The organism is Ornithinimicrobium jinqii, assembly GCF_045032595.1.
Taxonomy (GTDB): Bacteria; Actinomycetota; Actinomycetes; order Actinomycetales; family Dermatophilaceae; genus Ornithinicoccus.
Map to the genome: position 1 here is coordinate 48,147 of NZ_JBJFZS010000015.1, position 17,837 is coordinate 65,983.

Consider the following 17,837-nt stretch of genomic DNA (forward strand, 5'->3'; position numbering starts at 1 on the left):
GCAGCCGTGACCAGGATCATCGCCGGGCGGGCAGGCGGACGGACCATCGCCACCCCGCGGGGGGCTGGCACCCGCCCGACCACGGACCGGGTCCGTGAGGCGATCTTCTCGCGCGTCGAGGCGCTGCTCGACCTCGAGGGCGCCCGGGTGCTCGACCTCTACGCCGGGTCCGGCGCGCTGGGCCTGGAGGCGCTCTCGCGTGGTGCGACAGCCCTGCTGGCGGTCGAGAAGCATCGTCCGACCGCCGCGCTCGTGGACCGCAACGCGGTGACGCTGGGCCTGACCGGGCAGGTGCAGGTCCGGGCCGGTGCCGTCGAGCGCGTGCTCGCCGAGCCCCACTCCGGCCCCGGGTTCGACCTCGTCCTGGCCGACCCGCCCTACCCGCTCGTCGAGGAGGAGCTGACCGGGGTCCTGGAGCTCCTCGTGGCCGGGGGCTGGCTGACCGAGGACGCCCTCGTCGTCGTTGAGCGCAGCGCCCGCTCGACCGCCCCCACCTGGCCGGCCGGCCTCCTGCACCTGGACACCCGGACCTACGGCGAGACGGCCGTCCACTGGGCCGAACCCACCGCGCGCACCGGGGCGCCGGATGCCACGATGAGCCCATGACCAGCTACCCGATCCCTCGTCCCGTCTCCGGCGACGTCGTCGAGCTCATCCTCGACGACCACCGCCTCTTCGAGTCCCTGCTGCGCGAGATGCGCGACAGCACGTCCGACCGGGTCGCCGTCCGCGCCGCGTTCGCCGAGGTGCTCATCGCCCACGGCGAGGCCGAGGAGCAGCAGGTCTACCCGCGGCTGCGGCGCAAGGACGCCATCGACGAGGAGCTCGTCGAGCACGGCGAGGAGGAGCACGCCGAGATCAACGAGGCGCTGCTGGCCCTGCTCGAGTGCGTGGGCACCGACACCCAGAAGTTCGACGACGCGGTCGAGACGATGAACGAGGTGCTCCAGCACCACCTCACCGAGGAGGAGCTGACCATTCTCAACCCGGCCCGGGAGGAGGTCGGCCAGGACGACCGCGCGACCCTGGGTTCGGCGTTCCTCGAGGTGCGCAGCACGCAGCTGGACGCCGGGTGCGGCTCGGTCGACAACGTCAAGAAGATCGTGGCCCGTGCCCACCAGGAGGGCCTGCTGCCCGCGGAGGGCGAGGAAAGCTGAACGACTAGGGTGCCGGGGTATGACGTCGCCGACCCGCCGCTGCGTGTGCCCCGGCTCCTTCGACCCCGTCACGCACGGCCACCTCGACGTGGTGGCGCGGGCGGCCTCGCTGTTCGACGAGGTGGTCGTCGCGATCCTGCACAACCCCGCCAAGCAGGGCACCTTCCCGGTGGCGCAGCGGCTGGACCTCGTCCGGGCCTCCCTGCCGGCCGAGGTCGCCGGGCGGGTACGGGTGGAGGCGTTCGCCGACCGGCTGCTCGTCGACGTGTGCCGTGACCTCGACGCCGGAGCCATCGTCAAGGGGCTGCGCGGGGGCACCGACTTCGCCTACGAGCTGCCGATGGCGCTGATGAACAAGCACCTCAGCGGCGTCGAGACCGTCTTCCTCGCCGGGGACCCGTCCCTGGAGCACGTCTCCAGCTCGCTGGTCAAGGAGGTGCACCGCTACGGCGGCGACGTGAGCGACCTCGTGCCCGCGCCGGTGCTGGCCGCGCTGACCGAACTGCCGCGGGTTTGAGTCGAGGGCGTCCGCTCGGCTAGTCTGGTGCGTCGGTTTGTGTTGCGCTGCGTCTGGCCGCGGACACCGGCCGTACCTGTACCAACCACGCTCAACCACGAGGACTTCTGAACGTCATGGTCACGCACGAGCAGGAGCGCGTCTGGGTGGTCGACACCCGGGAGCTGGTCCGACGCCCGGGCTCCATGAAGGAGCTCGCGTGGAGCGTGGCGGCACCCGAGCTCATCGGGACCGACGTCATCGGCATCCAGGTCGGCCAGCAGGTCGACATGGAGGTGCGGCTGGAGTCGGTCGTCGAGGGCGTGCTGGCGACAGGTACGGCGCGGGCCACGGCAAGCGGGGTGTGCGTGCGGTGCCTGGAGGACCTCGAGGAGGACCTCGAGGTCTCCTTCCAGGAGCTGTTCGCCTATCCCGAGCGGGCGGCCCACCACCACAAGGTGGCCGGTCCCCCCGCTCGCAAGGGCACGGAGACACCGACCGACGAGGAAGAGCAGTACGTGATCGACGGTGACCTGATGGACCTCGAGGAGGTCGTGAGGGACGCCGTGGTGACCGCCCTGCCCTACCAACCGGTGTGCCGGGACGACTGTCCGGGTCTGTGCTCCCTGTGCGGGGCGCGCCTGGCTGACGACCCGGACCACCACCATGACGTGATCGACCCCCGGTGGTCGGCACTGGCCGGGATGGCCGGTCCGACCGACGACGACGAGAAGAGGATTTGACGTGGCTGTTCCCAAGCGGAAGATGTCCCGCTCGAACACCCGGAGCCGCCGCTCCCAGTGGAAGGCGGCGCCGATCGCGCTGTCGACCTGCCCGCAGTGCCAGGCCGTGCGTACCCCGCACCAGGCCTGCCCCTCCTGCGGCTCCTACGCCGGACGCCACTACGCGGCGGCCGAGCGCACCGAGCACCAGGGCTGAGCAGACGCACCGACGCATGCGCCCCGTCGCCGAGCTCAACGACTACCTCGCCGAGGTCGTCGGCGGGCGCTGCGACGAGGCGCTGCTTCTGCGTGCCCTGACGCACCGCTCCTACTCCTACGAGAACGACGGGCTGCCGCACAACGAGCGGCTGGAGTTCCTCGGGGACGCGGTGCTGGGCATCGTCGTCACCGACACGCTCTACCGCACCCACCCGGAGCTGCCCGAGGGGCGGCTGGCCAAGCTGCGCGCCGCCGTCGTCAACTCCCGGGCCCTGGCCGAGGTCGCCGAGGTCATCGACCTCGGCTCCTTCGTCCTGCTCGGCAAGGGGGAGGAGAGCACCGGTGGCCGGGCCAAGGCCTCGATCCTGGCCGACACCACCGAGGCCGTCATCGGCTGCGTCTACCTCTCGATCGGGATGGGCGCCGCAGAGGCGTTCGTGCACCACCTCCTCGACCCCCTCATGCGGCGCAGCGCAGCCCTGGGGGCCGCGCTGGACTGGAAGACGAGCCTGCAGGAGGTGGCCTCCGAGGCCGGCCTCGGCTCACCGGTCTACCGGGCCGTGGCCGAGGGTCCGGACCACGACAAGACCTTCACGGCCCAGGTGCTCGTGGCCGGCGAGGTCGTCGGCTCGGGCGTCGGTCGCTCGAAGAAGGGCGCCGAGCAGCGCGCCGCCGAGACCGGGTGGCGCACCCTCACCGAGCGGGCGGAGCAGGCCGCCCTGGCCGGTGCTCTGCCGCACGCCGCGCTCGCCGTGGCCGCCGACGCCGGCGCTGTCGAGCCCGTCTGACCCGTCCGTGCCCGAGCTTCCCGAGGTCGAGGTCGTCCGTCGCGGCCTCGCCGAGCACGTCGTCGGCCGGACGCTGGAGGGTGCGCAGCTGACCGGTCCCCGGGTCGCCCGTCGGCACCGGGCCGGCCCCGCAGACCTCGCCGGACGGCTCGAGGGCGCCACCGTGCTGCGGGCCGACCGTCGCGGGAAGTACCTCTGGCTCGTGCTCGACCCGCCCACCGACGACCCGCACGCCCTCGTCGTCCACCTCGGCATGAGCGGCCAGCTGCTCGTGGAGGACCCCGCGGCCCCGCGGGAGAAGCACCTTCACGCCCTCTTCGACTTCGCCGACGACGGGACCCAGCTGCGGTTCGTGGACCAACGAACCTTCGGTGGTCTCGCGCTCACGACCCTGCACCCCGACCGGTATGCCGCGGCCGTGGCCGCGGACGCGCCCCGGCAGCACGAGCACGGCATACCGGAGCCGGTCCTGCACATCGCCCCCGACCCGCTCGAGGCGGCGTTCGACCGGACGGCGACCGTGCGCCGGATGAAGGCCCGGGACAGCGAGCTGAAGCGGGTCCTGCTCGACCAGACGGTCGTCAGCGGGATCGGCAACATCTACGCCGACGAGGCGCTGTGGCGTGCGGGCGTCCACGGCCGTCGGCCCGCCTCGGCGCTCACCCGCCCGGCGCTCGCGCGCGTGCTCGACCACGCCGCAGCGGTGATGACCGAGGCGCTGGCGCAGGGTGGGACCAGCTTCGACGCGCTCTACGTGAACGTCAACGGCGCGAGCGGCTGGTTCGACCGGTCGCTGGACGCCTACGGGCAGACCGGGGAGCCGTGCACGCGCTGCGGGACGGCGATCGTGCGCGAGGAGTTCATGAACCGCTCCTCCCACTTCTGCCCCCGCTGCCAGTCCCGTCCACGGCCACGGGCGGTCCGTCGCTAGGGTGGTGCGCATGCGGATCAAGATGTGCAGCATCCACGTCCACGACCCCGCCGAGGCCTACGAGATCTACACCCGCACACTGGGGTTCACCGATGTGCTGGCGGTGCCGGATGCCGAGCTGTTCATCGTGGCCGCTCCCGGGTCCCCGGAGGTGGGTCTGCTGCTGGAGCCCAGCGACAACCCGGTGGCGGAGCACTACCGGAGCACCCTCTACGCCGAGGGCCTGCCCGCGATCGTGCTCGGGGTCGAGGACGTGCGGGCCGAGGTCGCCCGGCTCAGGGCGGCCGGCATCGGTTTCCACGGCGACGTCGTGGAGGACTCCTCCGGCACGAGCGCGATCTTCGACGACGGGTGCGGCAACTACGTGCAGCTCCACGAGGACACCGTCTGAGCCGGCGCCCACCGCTCAGGTGTGCAGCGGCTCGTCCTCCTGCGGGTAGCGCACCCCCAGCTCGCGGCGGGCGCTCTCCAGGATCGTCATGATCGAGACGGTGTCGGCGTGCGGCACGAGCGGCGACTCGAGCAGCCCCTCCTTGAGGCAGCGGTGGAACTCGTCCACCTCGTGCAGGTAGTGCTGCTGCACGCCCTCGACCCACTCGCCGTCGCGGTCCCGGCCGCGGTGCAGGGTGAAGGACTCCGGGGCGTTGACCGGTCCGTGGACCTCGATCCAGCCCTCGGTCCCCCGGACGACCGTGCGTGCGGCGCCGCTGCTGCGCGAGTCGCACAGCACCTGCGCCACGGCGCCGTCGGCCGTCATCCACTGCAGCGCGACGAGGTCGTCGGCCCCGGTCGGGCACCGGGACCCCAGCACCATGAGGTCCGTCGGGTGCCCGACGAGCAGGTGGGCGAGCGTGACGGGGTAGATCCCGATGTCCATCAGGGCGCCGCCGCCGTTGCCCAGGTCGAACAGCCGGTGGTTCTCGTCGTAGTTGAAGGGCACCGTGAACGCGGCGCTGCAGGAGCGGACCGTGCCGATGTCGCCACGGCGCACCCGGTCGACGATGTCCCGCACGACCGGCATGCACCTGGTCCACATCGCCTCCATCGCCAGCACCCCGTGCTCGCGGGCCGCCTCGAGGATCTGCTCGGTGTCGTGCACCGTCAGCGCCAGGGGCTTCTCGATGAGCACGTGCTTTCCCGCACGGATGCACGCGAGAGCCTGCGGTGTGTGGAAGGGGTGCGTGGAGGAGATGTAGACCGCGTCGACCTCGTCGTCCGCGTAGAGCCCGTCGTAGCCCTGGTAGGACCGGGCGATGCCGTGCTCCTCGGCGAACGCCGCCGCGCGCTGCCCGTCGCGGGCGGCGACCGCCCCCAGACGACCGCCCTCGCTCTCGCGGATCGCCGCGGCCATGGCGTGGGCGATCGCGCCCGCGGCCAGCAGGCCCCACCGGACGGTGCCGGTGATCGGGGTGGTGAGCTGGCCCGAGGTCGGGCTCGGGGCGGGGACGGTGTCGTGCTGCGGGTCCATGCTCCCACCGTAGTCTCGCGGGTATGGAGCGCGCGCTGATCTTCGTCCGTGGGCGGGTCCAGGGGGTCGGGTTCCGCTGGTGGACGCGCGCCAGGGCCCTGGAGCTGGGCCTGGTCGGGCACGCCCGGAACCTGCCGGACGGCCGGGTCGAGGTGTGCGCCCAGGGCGACCCCGAGTCCGTCGCGGCCCTGGTGGACCTGCTGCGGGAGGATCCGTCGTTCCGGTCCCGGCCCGGCCACGTCGCCGGCGTCACCGTGCAGCGGCACCCCGTCCGGGAGGGGCTGACGGGCTTCGCCGAGCGGTGAGCGTGTCGCCGTGGCGCGCCCGGCCTGCGCGGCCACGGCATACCCCGCGGGTATCGTGACCGGCACCACAGCCCACCGACCGTGAGAAGCCCGACCGCGTGTACGTCAAGAGCCTGACCCTCAAGGGGTTCAAGTCGTTCGCCTCCGCGACGACCCTGCGCCTGGAGCCCGGCATCACCTGCATCGTCGGTCCCAACGGGTCGGGCAAGTCCAACGTCGTCGACGCGCTGGCCTGGGTGATGGGGGAGCAGGGCGCCAAGAGCCTGCGCGGCGGCAAGATGGAGGACGTCATCTTCGCCGGCACCTCGGGCCGGCCACCGCTGGGCCGCGCCGAGGTCTCGATGACGATCGACAACACCGACGGGGCGCTGCCGATCGACTACTCCGAGGTGACGATCACCCGGACGATGTTCCGCTCCGGGGGCTCGGAGTACGCCATCAACGGCACCTCGTGCCGGCTGCTCGACGTCCAGGAGCTGCTGTCCGACTCCGGGATCGGCCGGGAGATGCACGTCATCGTCGGGCAGGGTCAGCTCGACGCCGTGCTGCGGGCCACCCCCGAGGAGCGGCGGGGCTTCATCGAGGAGGCGGCCGGCGTCCTCAAGCACCGCAAGCGCAAGGAGCGGGCGCTGCGCAAGCTGGAGACGATGGAGGGCAACCTGACCAGGCTCTCCGACCTGACGACGGAGATCCGCCGTCAGCTGGGTCCGCTGGGACGCCAGGCGGAGACCGCGCGGCGGGCCGCCAGCATCCAGGCCGAGGTGCGGGACGCCCGCCTGCGCATCCTCGCGGACGACCTGGTCCAGCTGACCAGCGTCCTCGCGCAGGAGCTGGCCGACGAGCGGGCCCTCGTCGCCCGGCGCACGGCCGCACAGGCCTCCCTCACGGTGGCCGAGACCACCGTCGCCGAGCTCGAGCACGAGCGCGCGGAGGCGGCCCCCGCGCTCACCGAGGTCCAGGACAGGTGGTACACCCTGTCCTCGCTCATCGAACGGTTGCGCGCGCTGCGCGACCTGGCGGCCGAGCGGGTGCGCCTGCTCGGTGCCGAGGAGGAGGAGCTGCGGGCGGAGGAGTCCGGCGGCCGCGGTGGGGGACGGGACCCCGAGCAGCTGCGGGCGCAGGCCGAGCAGGTGCGGGCCGACGAGACAGCCCTGCTCGCCCGGGTCGCCGACCTCGCGCGCCGCCTGGCCGAGGTCGAGGAGGAGCGTGCAGCGGCGGAGGCCGCGCACGCGGAGGAGCAGGGGCGGCTGCAGCGGCTCGCCCGCGCAGCGGCCGACCGCCGTGAGGGGCTGGCGCGCCTGGCCGGCCAGGTGGCCGCGCGGCGCTCGCGGATCGAGGCCGGCGAGGGGGAGATCACGCGGCTGCAGGAGGTCGCCCGGGCGGTGCTGGGGCGCGCGGCCGCGGCGGAGCGGGAGTTTGCCGCGCTGGAGGCCACCGTCCTCGACGTCGAGCACGGCGAGGAGAGCCTCGACGCCGACCACGACTCGGCCGAGTCCGAGCGGGCGTCGGCCGAGGACGCGGTGGTGCGGGTCACCGAGCAGCTGCGCCTCGTGCAGGCCGAGCAGGCCCGCCTCCAGGCGACCGTCGAGGCGCTGTCGATGAGCCTGCGGCGGGGCGACGGCGCGAGCGCGCTGCTCTCGGCGGACGTCCCCGGGGTGCGGGGCACGCTCACCGGCCAGGTGCAGGTCGAGCCGGGCCGCGAGGCGGCCGTGGCGGCGGCGCTCGGCTGGGCGGGGGAGGCGCTGGTCGTCGAGGGGCTGGGCCAGGCCGGGGACGCGCTGGGGTGGCTGCGGGAGCAGGACCAGGGCCGTGCGGGCATGCTGGTGCCCGAGTCGGCGGTCGACACCGACCGTTCCGCGTGGCCGGACCTGCCGGGGTATGCCGTGTGGGCCGCGGACGTCGTCCGCACCGACGACGTGGCGCTGGGGAAGGCGGTGACCGGTCTGCTGGCCCGCGTCGCCCTCGTCGACGACGACCGCGCCGTCGAGCTGGTCCAGGCGCTGCCGGGCCTGACCGTGGTCACGGCCGACGGCGACGTCTACGGTCCGGGGTGGGTGCGGGGCGGGTCGTCCTCGGCCCCGAGCCTGCTCGAGCTGCAGTCGGCGCTGGACGGGGCCCGCGAGGGTGCCGTCACGGCGACGGCGCAGGCCGAGCGGCTGACCTTCGAGCTCGCTGCGGCGCGCACCACGCTGGAGCGGGCGACCGAGGCGGCCGACGCGACCCTGGACGCCCTCCATGACTCCGACGCCCGGATGACCGCGGTCGCCGAGCAGCTGGCGGCACTGGGCCAGGCCATGCGCTCCGCCCGCGCCGAGCACGAGCGCACCGCGGCCGCCATCGCGACCGCCGAGCAGGGGCTGGGGACCACCCGCGGCGAGCTCGCAGACCTCGAGCAGCGGCTGGCGGACGCTGAGGCCACCGCCTCCCAGTCCGGCGAGGACCAGGAGCCCGACACCACCGAGCGCGAGCGGCTGGCCGAGGCCGCCGCCCGCGCCCGGTCCGCCGAGACGGAGGCACGGCTGGCGCTGCGGACGCAGGAGGAGCGGGCCCGTGCCCTGACCGGCCGCGCCGAGGGCCTGGAGGCAGCGGCCCGCAACGAGCTTGCCGCACGGCAGCGGGCGGCTGCGCGTCGTGCCCGCCGCGCCGAGGAGAGGCGCACCTCCGAGGCCGTCGGCACCGGTGCCGTCTACCTGCTCGGGCGGGTCGAGAGCCTGCTCGCCGCCGCGACGGCGGAGCGTGAGCGGGCGCGCGCCGAGCAGACCGAGCGTGACCAGGCGCTGGCGGGCGCGCGAGCACGGAGCCAGACGCTGGCCGCCGAGCTGCGCGAGCTCACCGACTCGGTGCACGCCGACGAGATCGCCCGGGCAGAGCAGCGGCTGCGGATCGAGACGCTGCAGACACGGGCGCTCGAGGAGCTCGGGGTCGATCCGGAGACGCTGGTCGAGGAGTACGGCCCGCACCAGCCGGTGCCCCACGTGGCCGGACCGGGCGAGGCCGTCGACGACGCCGACTTCCCCGAACCGACGCCGTTCGTGCGCGAGGTCCAGGACAGGCGGCTGCGCTCCGCCGAGCGCAGCCTCGCCCAGCTCGGACGCGTCAACCCCCTGGCGCTGGAGGAGTTCGCGGCGCTGGAGGAACGGCACACCTTCCTCGTCGAGCAGGTCGAGGACCTGCGCCGCTCCAAGGCAGACCTCCTGGAGATCGTCAAGGAGGTGGACGAGCGGGTCGAGCGCGTCTTCGCGGAGGCCTTCCACGACACCGCGGCGCAGTTCGAGCGCGTCTTCTCCCGACTGTTCCCCGGCGGCGAGGGGCGGATCACCCTGACCGACCCGGGCAACATGCTGACCACGGGCATCGAGGTCGAGGCGCGGCCGCCCGGCAAGAAGATCAAGCGGCTCTCGCTGCTCTCCGGCGGCGAGCGGTCGCTCACGGCCGTCGCCCTCCTCGTCGCGATCTTCAAGGCCAGGCCGAGCCCGTTCTACATCATGGACGAGGTCGAGGCGGCGCTCGACGACACCAACCTCGGCCGTCTCATCACCCTTTTCGAGGAGCTGCGCGACTCCAGCCAGCTCATCGTCATCACCCACCAGAAGCGCACGATGGAGATCGCCGACGCCCTCTACGGCGTCTCGATGCAGGGCAACGGAGTCACGACCGTGGTGAGCCAGCGGGTCCGGGACGTCGCGCCGGCCGTCTGAGGCGTGCCGGTCGTGTGAGGGATCTCACCTCGGCGCTGTGACCGGCGGAGCCGCAGCCGCTCCCGCCCGAGCGCACCCGGGCGGGCGGGGCTCCCGGCGCGCCGAGTTCGTCGACGTGGGGGTGGGCAGGGGAGACTGGACGCATGCTCGCTCTTGTTCTCGCCCTGCTCTTCTGCTTCGTCGTCGGGGCCGGTGTCGTCGGCTACGTCGTCGTCGAGGCACGCCGGGAGGGACGCGGCGACTTCTGGACGCCGGAGGGCGAGGAGCTGATCGCCGGGGCGCGCCGGACCGGGGAGAAGGTCCGCACCCGGGGCGGGCAGCTCGGCCGCACCGCAGCCGGCCGCACAAAGGACCTGGCCTCCAGGCTGCCCGAGCGCGGTGCTGGCGCGGAGTCGCGGCCCGGGCCCGCAGAGGCCGACGTCGACGTGGAGGCCGACGACGCGCGCGAGGTGGACCCCGCCGGGACCGGTGGGCGAGAAGGCGACTTCCGCGCCGCGAGCTGACATCAGGCGTGGGCTGACGCCGGCCCGCGCCGAGGGGCCGACCGGCCCTGGGAGACCTGACGTCGCACCGTCACGGAGCGACGACCGACACCGTCTGGGAGACTGCCCGCGTGGGACCGATCGATGAGCTCTGGGAAATTCTGACCCTCGTCAGCGTGGTGGCCGTGGGTGGCCTGGCCATGCTCGTGGCCCTGGTCCGCGGACGGGGGGGTGCGACGAGGCAGGCCCCCCGTCCGCCTCAGCGGCCCTCCGACCGCGACCGCGACGGTGATGGCCGCACCGCCGGTGCCGACGAGGACGTCGCCGACCGCGGCGGCGGCGTGGCCGTCGACCTCGAGCCGGAGCCGATCACACCCACGCTGGAGCGACCGGAGTCCGCACGGGGGCGGCTCCAGCGGCTGCGTGCCCGGCTGGCCCGCTCCAACTCGGCGATGGGCAACGCCCTGCTCGCCCTGCTCTCCCGCGGCGGGCTGAGCGAGACCGACTGGGAGGACGTCGAGGACACCCTGCTCGCCTCCGACCTCGGCGTCGAGGCCACCGAGGAGCTCGTCTCCTCGCTGCGCACCCAGGTCAAGGTGGACGGCACGACCGACCCCGAGCAGGTCCGCAGCTGGCTGCACGAAGACCTCCTGCGCCTCGTCGACCCGTCGATGGACCGCAGGATCGCCGCCAGCCGCACCGGTGGGCACCCGGCCGTCATCCTCGTCGTCGGCGTCAACGGCACCGGCAAGACCACCTCCGTCGGCAAGCTCGGCCGGGTCCTCGTCGCCGAGGACAAGGACATCGTCTTCGGCGCCGCGGACACGTTCCGGGCCGCCGCCGCCGACCAGCTCCAGACCTGGGGCCAGCGGGTCGGGGTGCCCACGGTCCGCTCCGACCAGGAGGGTGCCGACCCCGCGTCGGTCGCCTACGACGCCGTCACGGCCGCGGTGGAGCTCGAGGCAGACGTCGTGATCATCGACACCGCAGGCCGACTGCACACCAAGCGCGGCCTCATGGACGAGCTCGGCAAGATCAAGCGCGTCGTCGAGAAGGTCGCCCCCGTCGGGGAGGTGCTGCTCGTCCTCGACGCGACCACCGGCCAGAACGGCATGCGTCAGGCCGAGGAGTTCGCCAAGGAGGTCGCCATCACCGGCATCGTGCTCACGAAGATGGACGGCACCGCCAAGGGCGGCATCGTGGTCAACGTGCAGCGCAAGCTCGGTGTCCCGGTCAAGCTGATCGGGCTCGGCGAGGGCCCGGACGACCTCGCGCCCTTCGACCCCGAGGCCTTCGTCAGCGCGATCATCGGCTGACGGGCTCAGCCGACCGCCGAGCTGCCCTCCGCGTTGCGCAGGTCGGTGGGGTCCGCCAGGGCCCACCCCACCGCGGCGGTGCCGAGCGCACCCAGCGGCCCGGCCGCATACCGCAGCAGGGGTTCCTCCAACGGGCCCAGCGGCGAGGGCAGGTGCAGGTCCAGCAGATCGCGCGCGTGGTCGGGGAGCATCTCCAGCGCACCCGCGACCAGCATCCAGAACCCGGGTCTGGCCACCCACGGCAGCGGCGGCTCCGCCAGGAGGAAGCGGGCGACGTCCCTGGCCCCCCGGCTCGTCTCCAGCTCGGGCTCGAAGGAGCGCAGCTGCGCGTGCAGGTCGGCGACCGTCCGCGGCGGGTCGGGAACACCGAGCTCGCCCGCCACCCAGGCGGTCTGGTCGACGTAGCGGTCGGCCTCGGCGTCGGTCAGCGGGGTGCGGGAGTAGCGCTGGTGGGCGGTCAGGAAGCTGTCGATCTCCGCCACGTGCACCCAGCGCAGCAGGTGCGGGTCGGTGGCGCTGTAGGGGCGGCCGTCGGCGGCGGTGCCGACCACCGTCATGTGCACCCGGTTGATGCGGTCGAGGATCCTCTGGGCCCCCTCGACCGGGCCGAACGTCGTCATCGCGAGGAACTCGCTCGTCCGCTGCAGCCGGCCCCACGGGTCACCCCGGAACCCGGAGTGCTCGCCGACGCCCGCCATCGCCAGCGGGTGCAGCGACTGCAGCAGGAGGGCGCGGACGCCACCGGCATACATCCCGGCGTGGCCGTGCACCCGGCAGATCGGGTCGTCGGCAGCGAACCGGCGTTCGCCGGGTGCGAGCCAGATCGCCCGTGCGCGCCGCTCGGCGTCCGGGCCGGCGACCCGTCGGCGCAGGGCCTCGTTGAGGCGACCGCGCGCCGCTGAGGAGAGTCGGTGCAGGGGCGTCACCGTCCCAGTATGGAGCGGCGCGGGTGGGTGTCCGTCGGCGGCGGGTGGGGGGCCCTCGGTCCGGCACGTATCCTTGCCGGGTGTTCACCAGCCTGTCCGACCGCCTCGCGCTGACGTTCAAGAACCTCAAGCGCAAGGGAACGGTCACCGAGTCCGACCTCAACGCGACGATCCGTGACATCCGGGTCGCGCTGCTCGACGCCGACGTGGCCCTGCCGGTGGTGAAGCACTTCACCACCCGGATCCGGGAGCGGGCCCTGGGCGTCGAGGTCCACGGCGCGCTCAACCCGGCCCAGCAGGTCGTCAAGATCGTCAACGAGGAGCTGGTCGCCATCCTCGGTGGCCAGACCCGGCGCCTCCGGCTGGCCAAGAACCCGCCGACGGTCATCATGCTCGCCGGCCTGCAGGGCTCGGGCAAGACGACCTTCGCCGGCAAGCTCGGGCACCTGCTCAAGAGCCAGGGCCACACGCCCCTGCTCGTGGCCGCCGACCTCCAGCGACCCAACGCGGTCACCCAGCTCGAGGTCGTCGCGCAGCGCGCCGGCGTCGCGGTCTTCGCGCCCGAGCGCGGCAACGTCTTCGGCCACGACGCGGCCCAGGAGACCGGAGAGGGCACCCGGTCCTTCGGCGACCCGGTCGACGTCGCGATCGACGGCGTCGAGGAGGCCCGCCGCAGGGGTCACGACGTCGTCATCATCGACACGGCCGGCCGGCTGGCGATCGACGTCGACCTCATGCGGCAGGCGAGCGACATCCGCATCGAGACCAACGCCGACGAGGTCCTCTTCGTCATGGACGCGATGATCGGCCAGGCGGCGGTGGAGACGGCCAAGGCCTTCGCCGACGGCGTGGGCATCACCGGCTCGGTGCTGACCAAGCTGGACGGCGACGCCCGCGGTGGTGCCGCGCTGTCGGTGGCCAGTGTGACCGGGCAGCCGATCCTCTACGCCTCCACGGGTGAGGGCGTCAAGGACGTGGAGCTGTTCCACCCGGACCGGATGGCCTCGCGCATCCTCGACATGGGTGACGTGCTGACCCTCATCGAGCAGGCCGAGAAGGCGTTCGACCAGGTGCAGGCGCGGGAGATGACGCGCAAGTTCCTCTCCGACGAGGACTTCACCTTCGACGACTTCCTCGAGCAGATGGCCGCCATCAAGCGGATGGGAAGCCTGAAGCAGATGCTCGGCATGATGCCCGGCATGCAGGGCATGCGTGCCCAGCTGGACTCCCTGGACGAGCGCGAGTTCGACCGGGTCGAGGCGATGGTGCGCTCGATGACCCCGTTCGAGCGCCACCACCCCAAGCTCATCAACGGTTCCCGGCGGGCACGCATCGCCCGCGGCTCGGGGGTGCAGGTCAGCGAGGTCAACCAGCTGCTCGAGCGCTTCGGCGAGGCGCAGAAGATGATGCGTCAGCTCAAGAAGGGCGGCGGGATCCCGGGCATGCCGGGGATGCCCGGGATGGGCGGGCCCGGCGCCGGCACGCGCGGCAAGCAGGTGGCGAAGAAGAAGGGGAAGTCGGGCAACCCCGCCAAGCGCGCCCAGCAGGAGCGGGAGGCGGTCGCCAAGGAGAGCGCCGCGCGGGAGGCCTCCCTCGACAGCGCGTTCGGCGCGGGGGCCCTCGGGCAGGGTGACGGTGCGCCGTCCGGGCAGGGTGACGACCTGTCGGGGCTCAAGCTGCCGCCCGGCTTCGAGAAGTTCCTGTCACCAGGTGAGGGAGACCAGAAGCGACCCTGACCGTCGAGCTCCACTGCACCGGGGTGCTGCCGCGCGGACGGGAGCTGCTCGCCGCTCGCCGACCGATCAGGGACGCTCCGGTCGCCACAGCTGCTCCGAGCCCACCGGCACGAAGCCGCGGCGCAGGAAGAACCGCAGCGACCGCGCGTTGCCCGGCGTGACGGAGGCAAGCAGGACCTCCCCGTCGGGCACCAGCGCCCGGACCCCCTCCAGCAGGGCGTCCGCGTGCCCGGCCTCGGCCTGGATGCCGATCTCTGGCAGCCCGGCGATGCCGCGCGAGAGGGTGACGAGCGAGTCGACCGCCGGGTCCGGCAGGCCGTAGACCCGCACGTCCTGGCGCCACTGGCGCGCGTGCTGCACGCGGTCGGAACGGGCCAGGTCGGGCCGCTCCACGAGCGTGCTCGGCCCACCCCACCCCGTGGACACGAGCAGGACGTCCAGCACGCCGATCTCCCCGCGGCCGGCCAGGGCCAGCGCCACCGCCGGTTCGTGGGCCCCTCCGAGCCCGTGGACGCCCAGGTCGAGGAGCTGCTGGTCGGTGACGTCGTCGCCCACGACGAGCACGGCGTGCCCGGTGAGCGCGACGGCCCCCTCGATGCCGACGCTCCACGGGCTCGAGCGGGAGAAGCTCCCGTCGGTGTCGGGGAAGCGTCCGTGAGCGGCGGCGCGGAGCACGGCCGCGAGGTCGACGCGCGGCACGGGACGGGCGTCGGCGAGGGTGGTCGCAGGGACGGGGGTCACGGGGTCGGGCACGGGCGTCCATGCTACGCGGGCCAGGCGCCCTCCCCGCCTGCGAGCACGGCGCCGGGTGCGCCCCGCTAGCCTGACGGCATACCCGCGAGGAGGCGAGATGAGCGCACCGGTGCTGCACGTCCGTGGTCAGGTCCTGACCGGTCCGGAGGAGGTGCTCGAGGAGATCTGGGTGATCGACGGTGTCGTCAGCCTCACCCCGCCGAGCTCCGGGGAGGTCGAGACCGTCGAGGGGTATGCCGTGCCCGGGCTCGTGGACGCGCACTGCCACGTGGGGCTCGAGGCCCACGGTGCCGTGGACGACGCGCGGGCCGAGGAGCACGCGCTGGCCGAGCGCGACGCGGGTGCCCTGCTGCTGCGCGACGCGGGCAGTCCTGCGGACACCCGCTGGGTGCAGGAGCGCGAGGACCTGCCGCGCCTGATCCGCGCGGGGCGGCACATCGCGAGGACCCGGCGCTACCTGAAGAACTTCGCGTGGGAGATCGAGCCCGAGGACCTGGTGGCGTACGTGCGGCAGGAGGCCCGCAACGGGGACGGATGGGTCAAGCTGGTCGGGGACTGGATCGACCGGGAGACCGGTGACCTGGGGATCTGCTGGCCGGTCGACGTCCTCACCGAGGCGATCGCCGCCGCGCACGAGGAGGGTGCACGGGTGACCGCGCACTGCTTCGGTGAGCAGTCGCTCGTCGACTTCGCCGCGGCCGGCACCGACTGCATCGAGCACGCGACGGGACTGGTCGACGAGACGATCGACACCTTCGCCGAGCAGCAGATCGCGATCGTGCCCACGCTGGTCAACATCGACAACTTCCCGGCCTTCGCCGACGCAGGTCGGGGCAAGTTCCCCACCTACGCCGACCACATGATGGTCCTCTACGAGCGCCGCTACGAGACGGTGGCCCGCGCCCGGGAGGCCGGCATCCCCGTCTACGTCGGCACCGACGCGGGCGGACAGCTGCCCCACGGGCTGGTCGCGCGGGAGGTGGAGGCCCTCACCAGGGCCGGGTTCAGCACGACCGAGGCGATCGGGGCGGCCAGCTGGGCGGCGCGGGAGTGGCTCGGGCGGCCGGGCATCGCGGAGGGCGAGTCGGCCGACCTCGTCGTCTACCGGGACGACCCGCGCGAGGACGTCCGCACGATGGCCGACCCGCACCGGGTGATCCTGCGTGGCGTGACCCGCCCCCACTCGGGCGCGCGCGGCTGAGGCGGAGCCACGGGGAGCGGCTCAGGCGGCGGGGTCGCCCTCGGCTGCTGCCGAGAGGTCCAGCGACATCAGGACCTCGTAGGCGCGCACCGACAGGAAGGGAGGCGGCTCGTCGGCGACGACCGAGTCGCGCAGCAGGTCCACGGCGTGCTGCAGCAGGTCCTCGCGGGCACCGCGCCGGCGCATCAGGGCGATCTCGTCCTCGAGCATCCGGTCCAGGAGGCGGGTGGACATGGTGGGTCCCTCGGCGAAGCGCTCGCCGTGGGTCATCCACTGCCACAGCTGCATCCGCGCCAGCTCCACGGTCCCGAAGTCCTCGATGTGGCCGGCGACGGTGAGCGTGCCCACGCCGCCGAGCCAGCCCGTGAGGTAGGCCAACGACGAGCGCAGTGCGGTGCGCATGCCGCTCAGCGTCGCGGTCCCCGGCAGCGTGCTGACGTCGCGCAGGGCGTGCGGGTCGATGGGGGGCTGCTGCTCCGGGTGCTCCCGGTCCCGCAGCCGGTCCTGTGCGCCGGAGCCGGCGAGGCGGTCGCGCTCCTCGAACGGCGCCCGGACGATCGGCACCAGGGCGGGATGCAGGGCCCACGCCCCGTCGAAGCCTTGCTTGGCCTCGCGGGCCTTGTCACGGTTGACCCGGGCGTGCGTCATCGCCACCGACTCGTCGAACGGGCCGCTGGCCGCCAGGGCGATCGGGCCGCCGATCGCCTGCACGCCGCGACGGTGGCAGGTGCGGACGATCAGGTCGGTGTAGGTGCGCAGGAACCTGGTGTTCATCGTGACGGCGTCCCGGTCGGGCAGCGCGTGGTCGGGACGGTGGCCGTAGGTCCGCAGGTGGGAGAACACGTAGTCCCATCGGCCCGCGGCCAGGCCGGTCACCCGCTCGCGCAGGGTGTGCAGGATCTCCTCGAGCTGGTAGGCCGCCTGCACGGTCTCGACGAGCACGCTCACCCGCGTGCAGCCCGCCGGCAGCCCGAGGGCGGCCTCGGCCCGGGACAGCAGGTCCTCCCACCAGCGCGCCTCCTGCCAGGTCTCGAGCTTGGGGAGGTAGAGGTACGGGCCGGTGCCGTTGTCGAGGAGGACCCGTCCGGCCCGCGCCAGGAAGACGACGACGTCGACCACCGACGCGCTGGCCGGCTGCCCGTCGACCTCGAGGTAGGCCTCGGGCAGGTGCAGGCCCCGGGGTCGCACCATGAGCGTCGGGACCCCTGGCTTCGCGTCGCCCGTGCGGGTGCTCGCGACCTCCTCGATGACCTGGTGGGCCACCTGCAGCCGCCCCGAGGTCGGCACCAGCATGTCCTCCAGGTCCGCGACCCAGACGTCGGCACCGGCGCTCAACGCGCCCTTGGCAGCCTCGGCGGTGGCCGGGGTCGCCAGCTCCACGAGCCGGTAGGTGAGGTCGGCCGGCGGGGGCGACACCCGCCAGCCGTCGTCCTCGCGCACCGACCGGGTCTCCTCCAGGGGGGCCAGCTCCCGGCCGGCGTGCACCTCACGGGCGAGCTCCTTGCGCGCCTGCAGCAGGGCAGCACGCTCCGCGCGCAGCTCCCGCTCGAGTCCGCGCAGCACAGCCAGGGCGTCGTCGTCCAGCAGGTGCTGCAGGTAGGTGTCCTGGCGGTCCATGGGGTGCTGTCCTCCTGTGCGA

Annotated in this window: 18 protein-coding genes; 14 read left to right on the forward strand and 4 right to left on the reverse strand. The window is 73.5% G+C overall.

Annotation, left to right across the window (positions count from 1 at the left end; genetic code table 11):
* Window positions 1-6 precede the first annotated feature (6 nt).
* From rsmD to ACI3ET_RS06545, 8 genes are all read left to right on the forward strand, one after another.
* The gene (rsmD, locus tag ACI3ET_RS06510; protein WP_405032173.1) at window positions 7-606 is read left to right on the forward strand and encodes a 16S rRNA (guanine(966)-N(2))-methyltransferase RsmD; all 600 of its coding nucleotides are present in this window, start codon (window positions 7-9) and stop codon (window positions 604-606) included.
* A complete protein-coding gene (locus ACI3ET_RS06515) occupies window positions 603-1,157 on the forward strand; it encodes a hemerythrin domain-containing protein (RefSeq protein WP_405032174.1) in 555 nt (184 codons plus the stop codon). Before rsmD ends, ACI3ET_RS06515 begins: the two co-directional genes overlap by 4 nt.
* 19 nt (window positions 1,158-1,176) lie before the next feature.
* Entirely contained in the window at window positions 1,177-1,674 is a 498-nt protein-coding gene (gene coaD / locus ACI3ET_RS06520) for a pantetheine-phosphate adenylyltransferase (protein ID WP_405032175.1), read from the forward strand.
* Between the two features lie 116 nt (window positions 1,675-1,790).
* The gene (locus ACI3ET_RS06525; protein ID WP_405032176.1) at window positions 1,791-2,396 is read left to right on the forward strand and encodes a YceD family protein; all 606 of its coding nucleotides are present in this window, start codon (window positions 1,791-1,793) and stop codon (window positions 2,394-2,396) included.
* Between the two features lies 1 nt (window position 2,397).
* Complete coding sequence (gene rpmF, locus ACI3ET_RS06530) at window positions 2,398-2,592, forward strand: 50S ribosomal protein L32 (RefSeq protein ID WP_405032177.1); 195 nt, start codon at window positions 2,398-2,400, stop codon at window positions 2,590-2,592.
* Between the two features lie 16 nt (window positions 2,593-2,608).
* Window positions 2,609-3,382 (forward strand): ribonuclease III, encoded by a 774-nt coding sequence (rnc, locus tag ACI3ET_RS06535; RefSeq protein WP_405032178.1) that lies wholly within the window; start codon window positions 2,609-2,611, stop codon window positions 3,380-3,382.
* 7 nt (window positions 3,383-3,389) lie between these two features.
* Window positions 3,390-4,313 (forward strand): bifunctional DNA-formamidopyrimidine glycosylase/DNA-(apurinic or apyrimidinic site) lyase, encoded by a 924-nt coding sequence (gene mutM, locus ACI3ET_RS06540; RefSeq protein WP_405032179.1) that lies wholly within the window; start codon window positions 3,390-3,392, stop codon window positions 4,311-4,313.
* A gap of 10 nt (window positions 4,314-4,323) precedes the next feature.
* Complete coding sequence (locus ACI3ET_RS06545; RefSeq protein WP_405032180.1) at window positions 4,324-4,704, forward strand: VOC family protein; 381 nt, start codon at window positions 4,324-4,326, stop codon at window positions 4,702-4,704.
* Window positions 4,705-4,719: 15 nt separating this feature from the next.
* Here ACI3ET_RS06545 and ACI3ET_RS06550 read toward each other — a convergent pair whose 3' ends face one another.
* A complete protein-coding gene (locus ACI3ET_RS06550; RefSeq protein WP_405032181.1) occupies window positions 4,720-5,781 on the reverse strand; it encodes a Gfo/Idh/MocA family protein in 1,062 nt (353 codons plus the stop codon).
* 23 nt (window positions 5,782-5,804) lie between these two features.
* Here ACI3ET_RS06550 and ACI3ET_RS06555 point away from each other — a divergent pair, with 23 nt between their 5' ends.
* The 4 genes from ACI3ET_RS06555 (at window position 5,805) to ftsY (ending at window position 11,582) form a co-directional block, all read left to right on the forward strand.
* Entirely contained in the window at window positions 5,805-6,086 is a 282-nt protein-coding gene (locus ACI3ET_RS06555) for an acylphosphatase (RefSeq protein ID WP_405032182.1), read from the forward strand.
* Between the two features lie 98 nt (window positions 6,087-6,184).
* Window positions 6,185-9,784: a chromosome segregation protein SMC gene (gene smc / locus ACI3ET_RS06560; protein ID WP_405032183.1), complete on the forward strand. Its 3,600-nt coding sequence runs from the start codon at window positions 6,185-6,187 to the stop codon at window positions 9,782-9,784.
* A 143-nt stretch (window positions 9,785-9,927) separates the two neighbouring features.
* On the forward strand, window positions 9,928-10,287 hold the full coding sequence (locus tag ACI3ET_RS06565; protein ID WP_405032184.1) for a hypothetical protein: 360 nt from the start codon (window positions 9,928-9,930) through the stop codon (window positions 10,285-10,287).
* A gap of 110 nt (window positions 10,288-10,397) precedes the next feature.
* Window positions 10,398-11,582, forward strand: coding sequence for a signal recognition particle-docking protein FtsY (gene ftsY / locus ACI3ET_RS06570; RefSeq protein ID WP_405032185.1), 1,185 nt, complete (start codon window positions 10,398-10,400; stop codon window positions 11,580-11,582).
* A 5-nt stretch (window positions 11,583-11,587) separates the two neighbouring features.
* Here the strand turns inward: ftsY and ACI3ET_RS06575 are convergent, their stop codons facing one another.
* Complete coding sequence (locus tag ACI3ET_RS06575) at window positions 11,588-12,508, reverse strand: oxygenase MpaB family protein (protein ID WP_405032186.1); 921 nt, start codon at window positions 12,506-12,508, stop codon at window positions 11,588-11,590.
* An 80-nt stretch (window positions 12,509-12,588) separates the two neighbouring features.
* On the opposite strand from ACI3ET_RS06575, the gene ffh reads away from it, so the two are divergent.
* Window positions 12,589-14,244 carry a signal recognition particle protein gene (gene ffh / locus ACI3ET_RS06580; protein ID WP_405032187.1) on the forward strand — a complete coding sequence of 552 codons (1,656 nt, stop codon included), beginning with the start codon at window positions 12,589-12,591 and terminating at the stop codon, window positions 14,242-14,244.
* A gap of 66 nt (window positions 14,245-14,310) precedes the next feature.
* Here the strand turns inward: ffh and ACI3ET_RS06585 are convergent, their stop codons facing one another.
* Window positions 14,311-14,997: a hypothetical protein gene (locus tag ACI3ET_RS06585; protein WP_405032188.1), complete on the reverse strand. Its 687-nt coding sequence runs from the start codon at window positions 14,995-14,997 to the stop codon at window positions 14,311-14,313.
* Between the two features lie 97 nt (window positions 14,998-15,094).
* On the opposite strand from ACI3ET_RS06585, the gene ACI3ET_RS06590 reads away from it, so the two are divergent.
* A complete protein-coding gene (locus tag ACI3ET_RS06590) occupies window positions 15,095-16,198 on the forward strand; it encodes an amidohydrolase family protein (RefSeq protein WP_405032190.1) in 1,104 nt (367 codons plus the stop codon).
* Between the two features lie 21 nt (window positions 16,199-16,219).
* On the opposite strand, the gene ACI3ET_RS06595 is transcribed toward ACI3ET_RS06590, so the two are convergent.
* Window positions 16,220-17,815 (reverse strand): malate synthase A, encoded by a 1,596-nt coding sequence (locus ACI3ET_RS06595; protein ID WP_405032191.1) that lies wholly within the window; start codon window positions 17,813-17,815, stop codon window positions 16,220-16,222.
* Window positions 17,816-17,837: the final 22 nt, after the last annotated feature.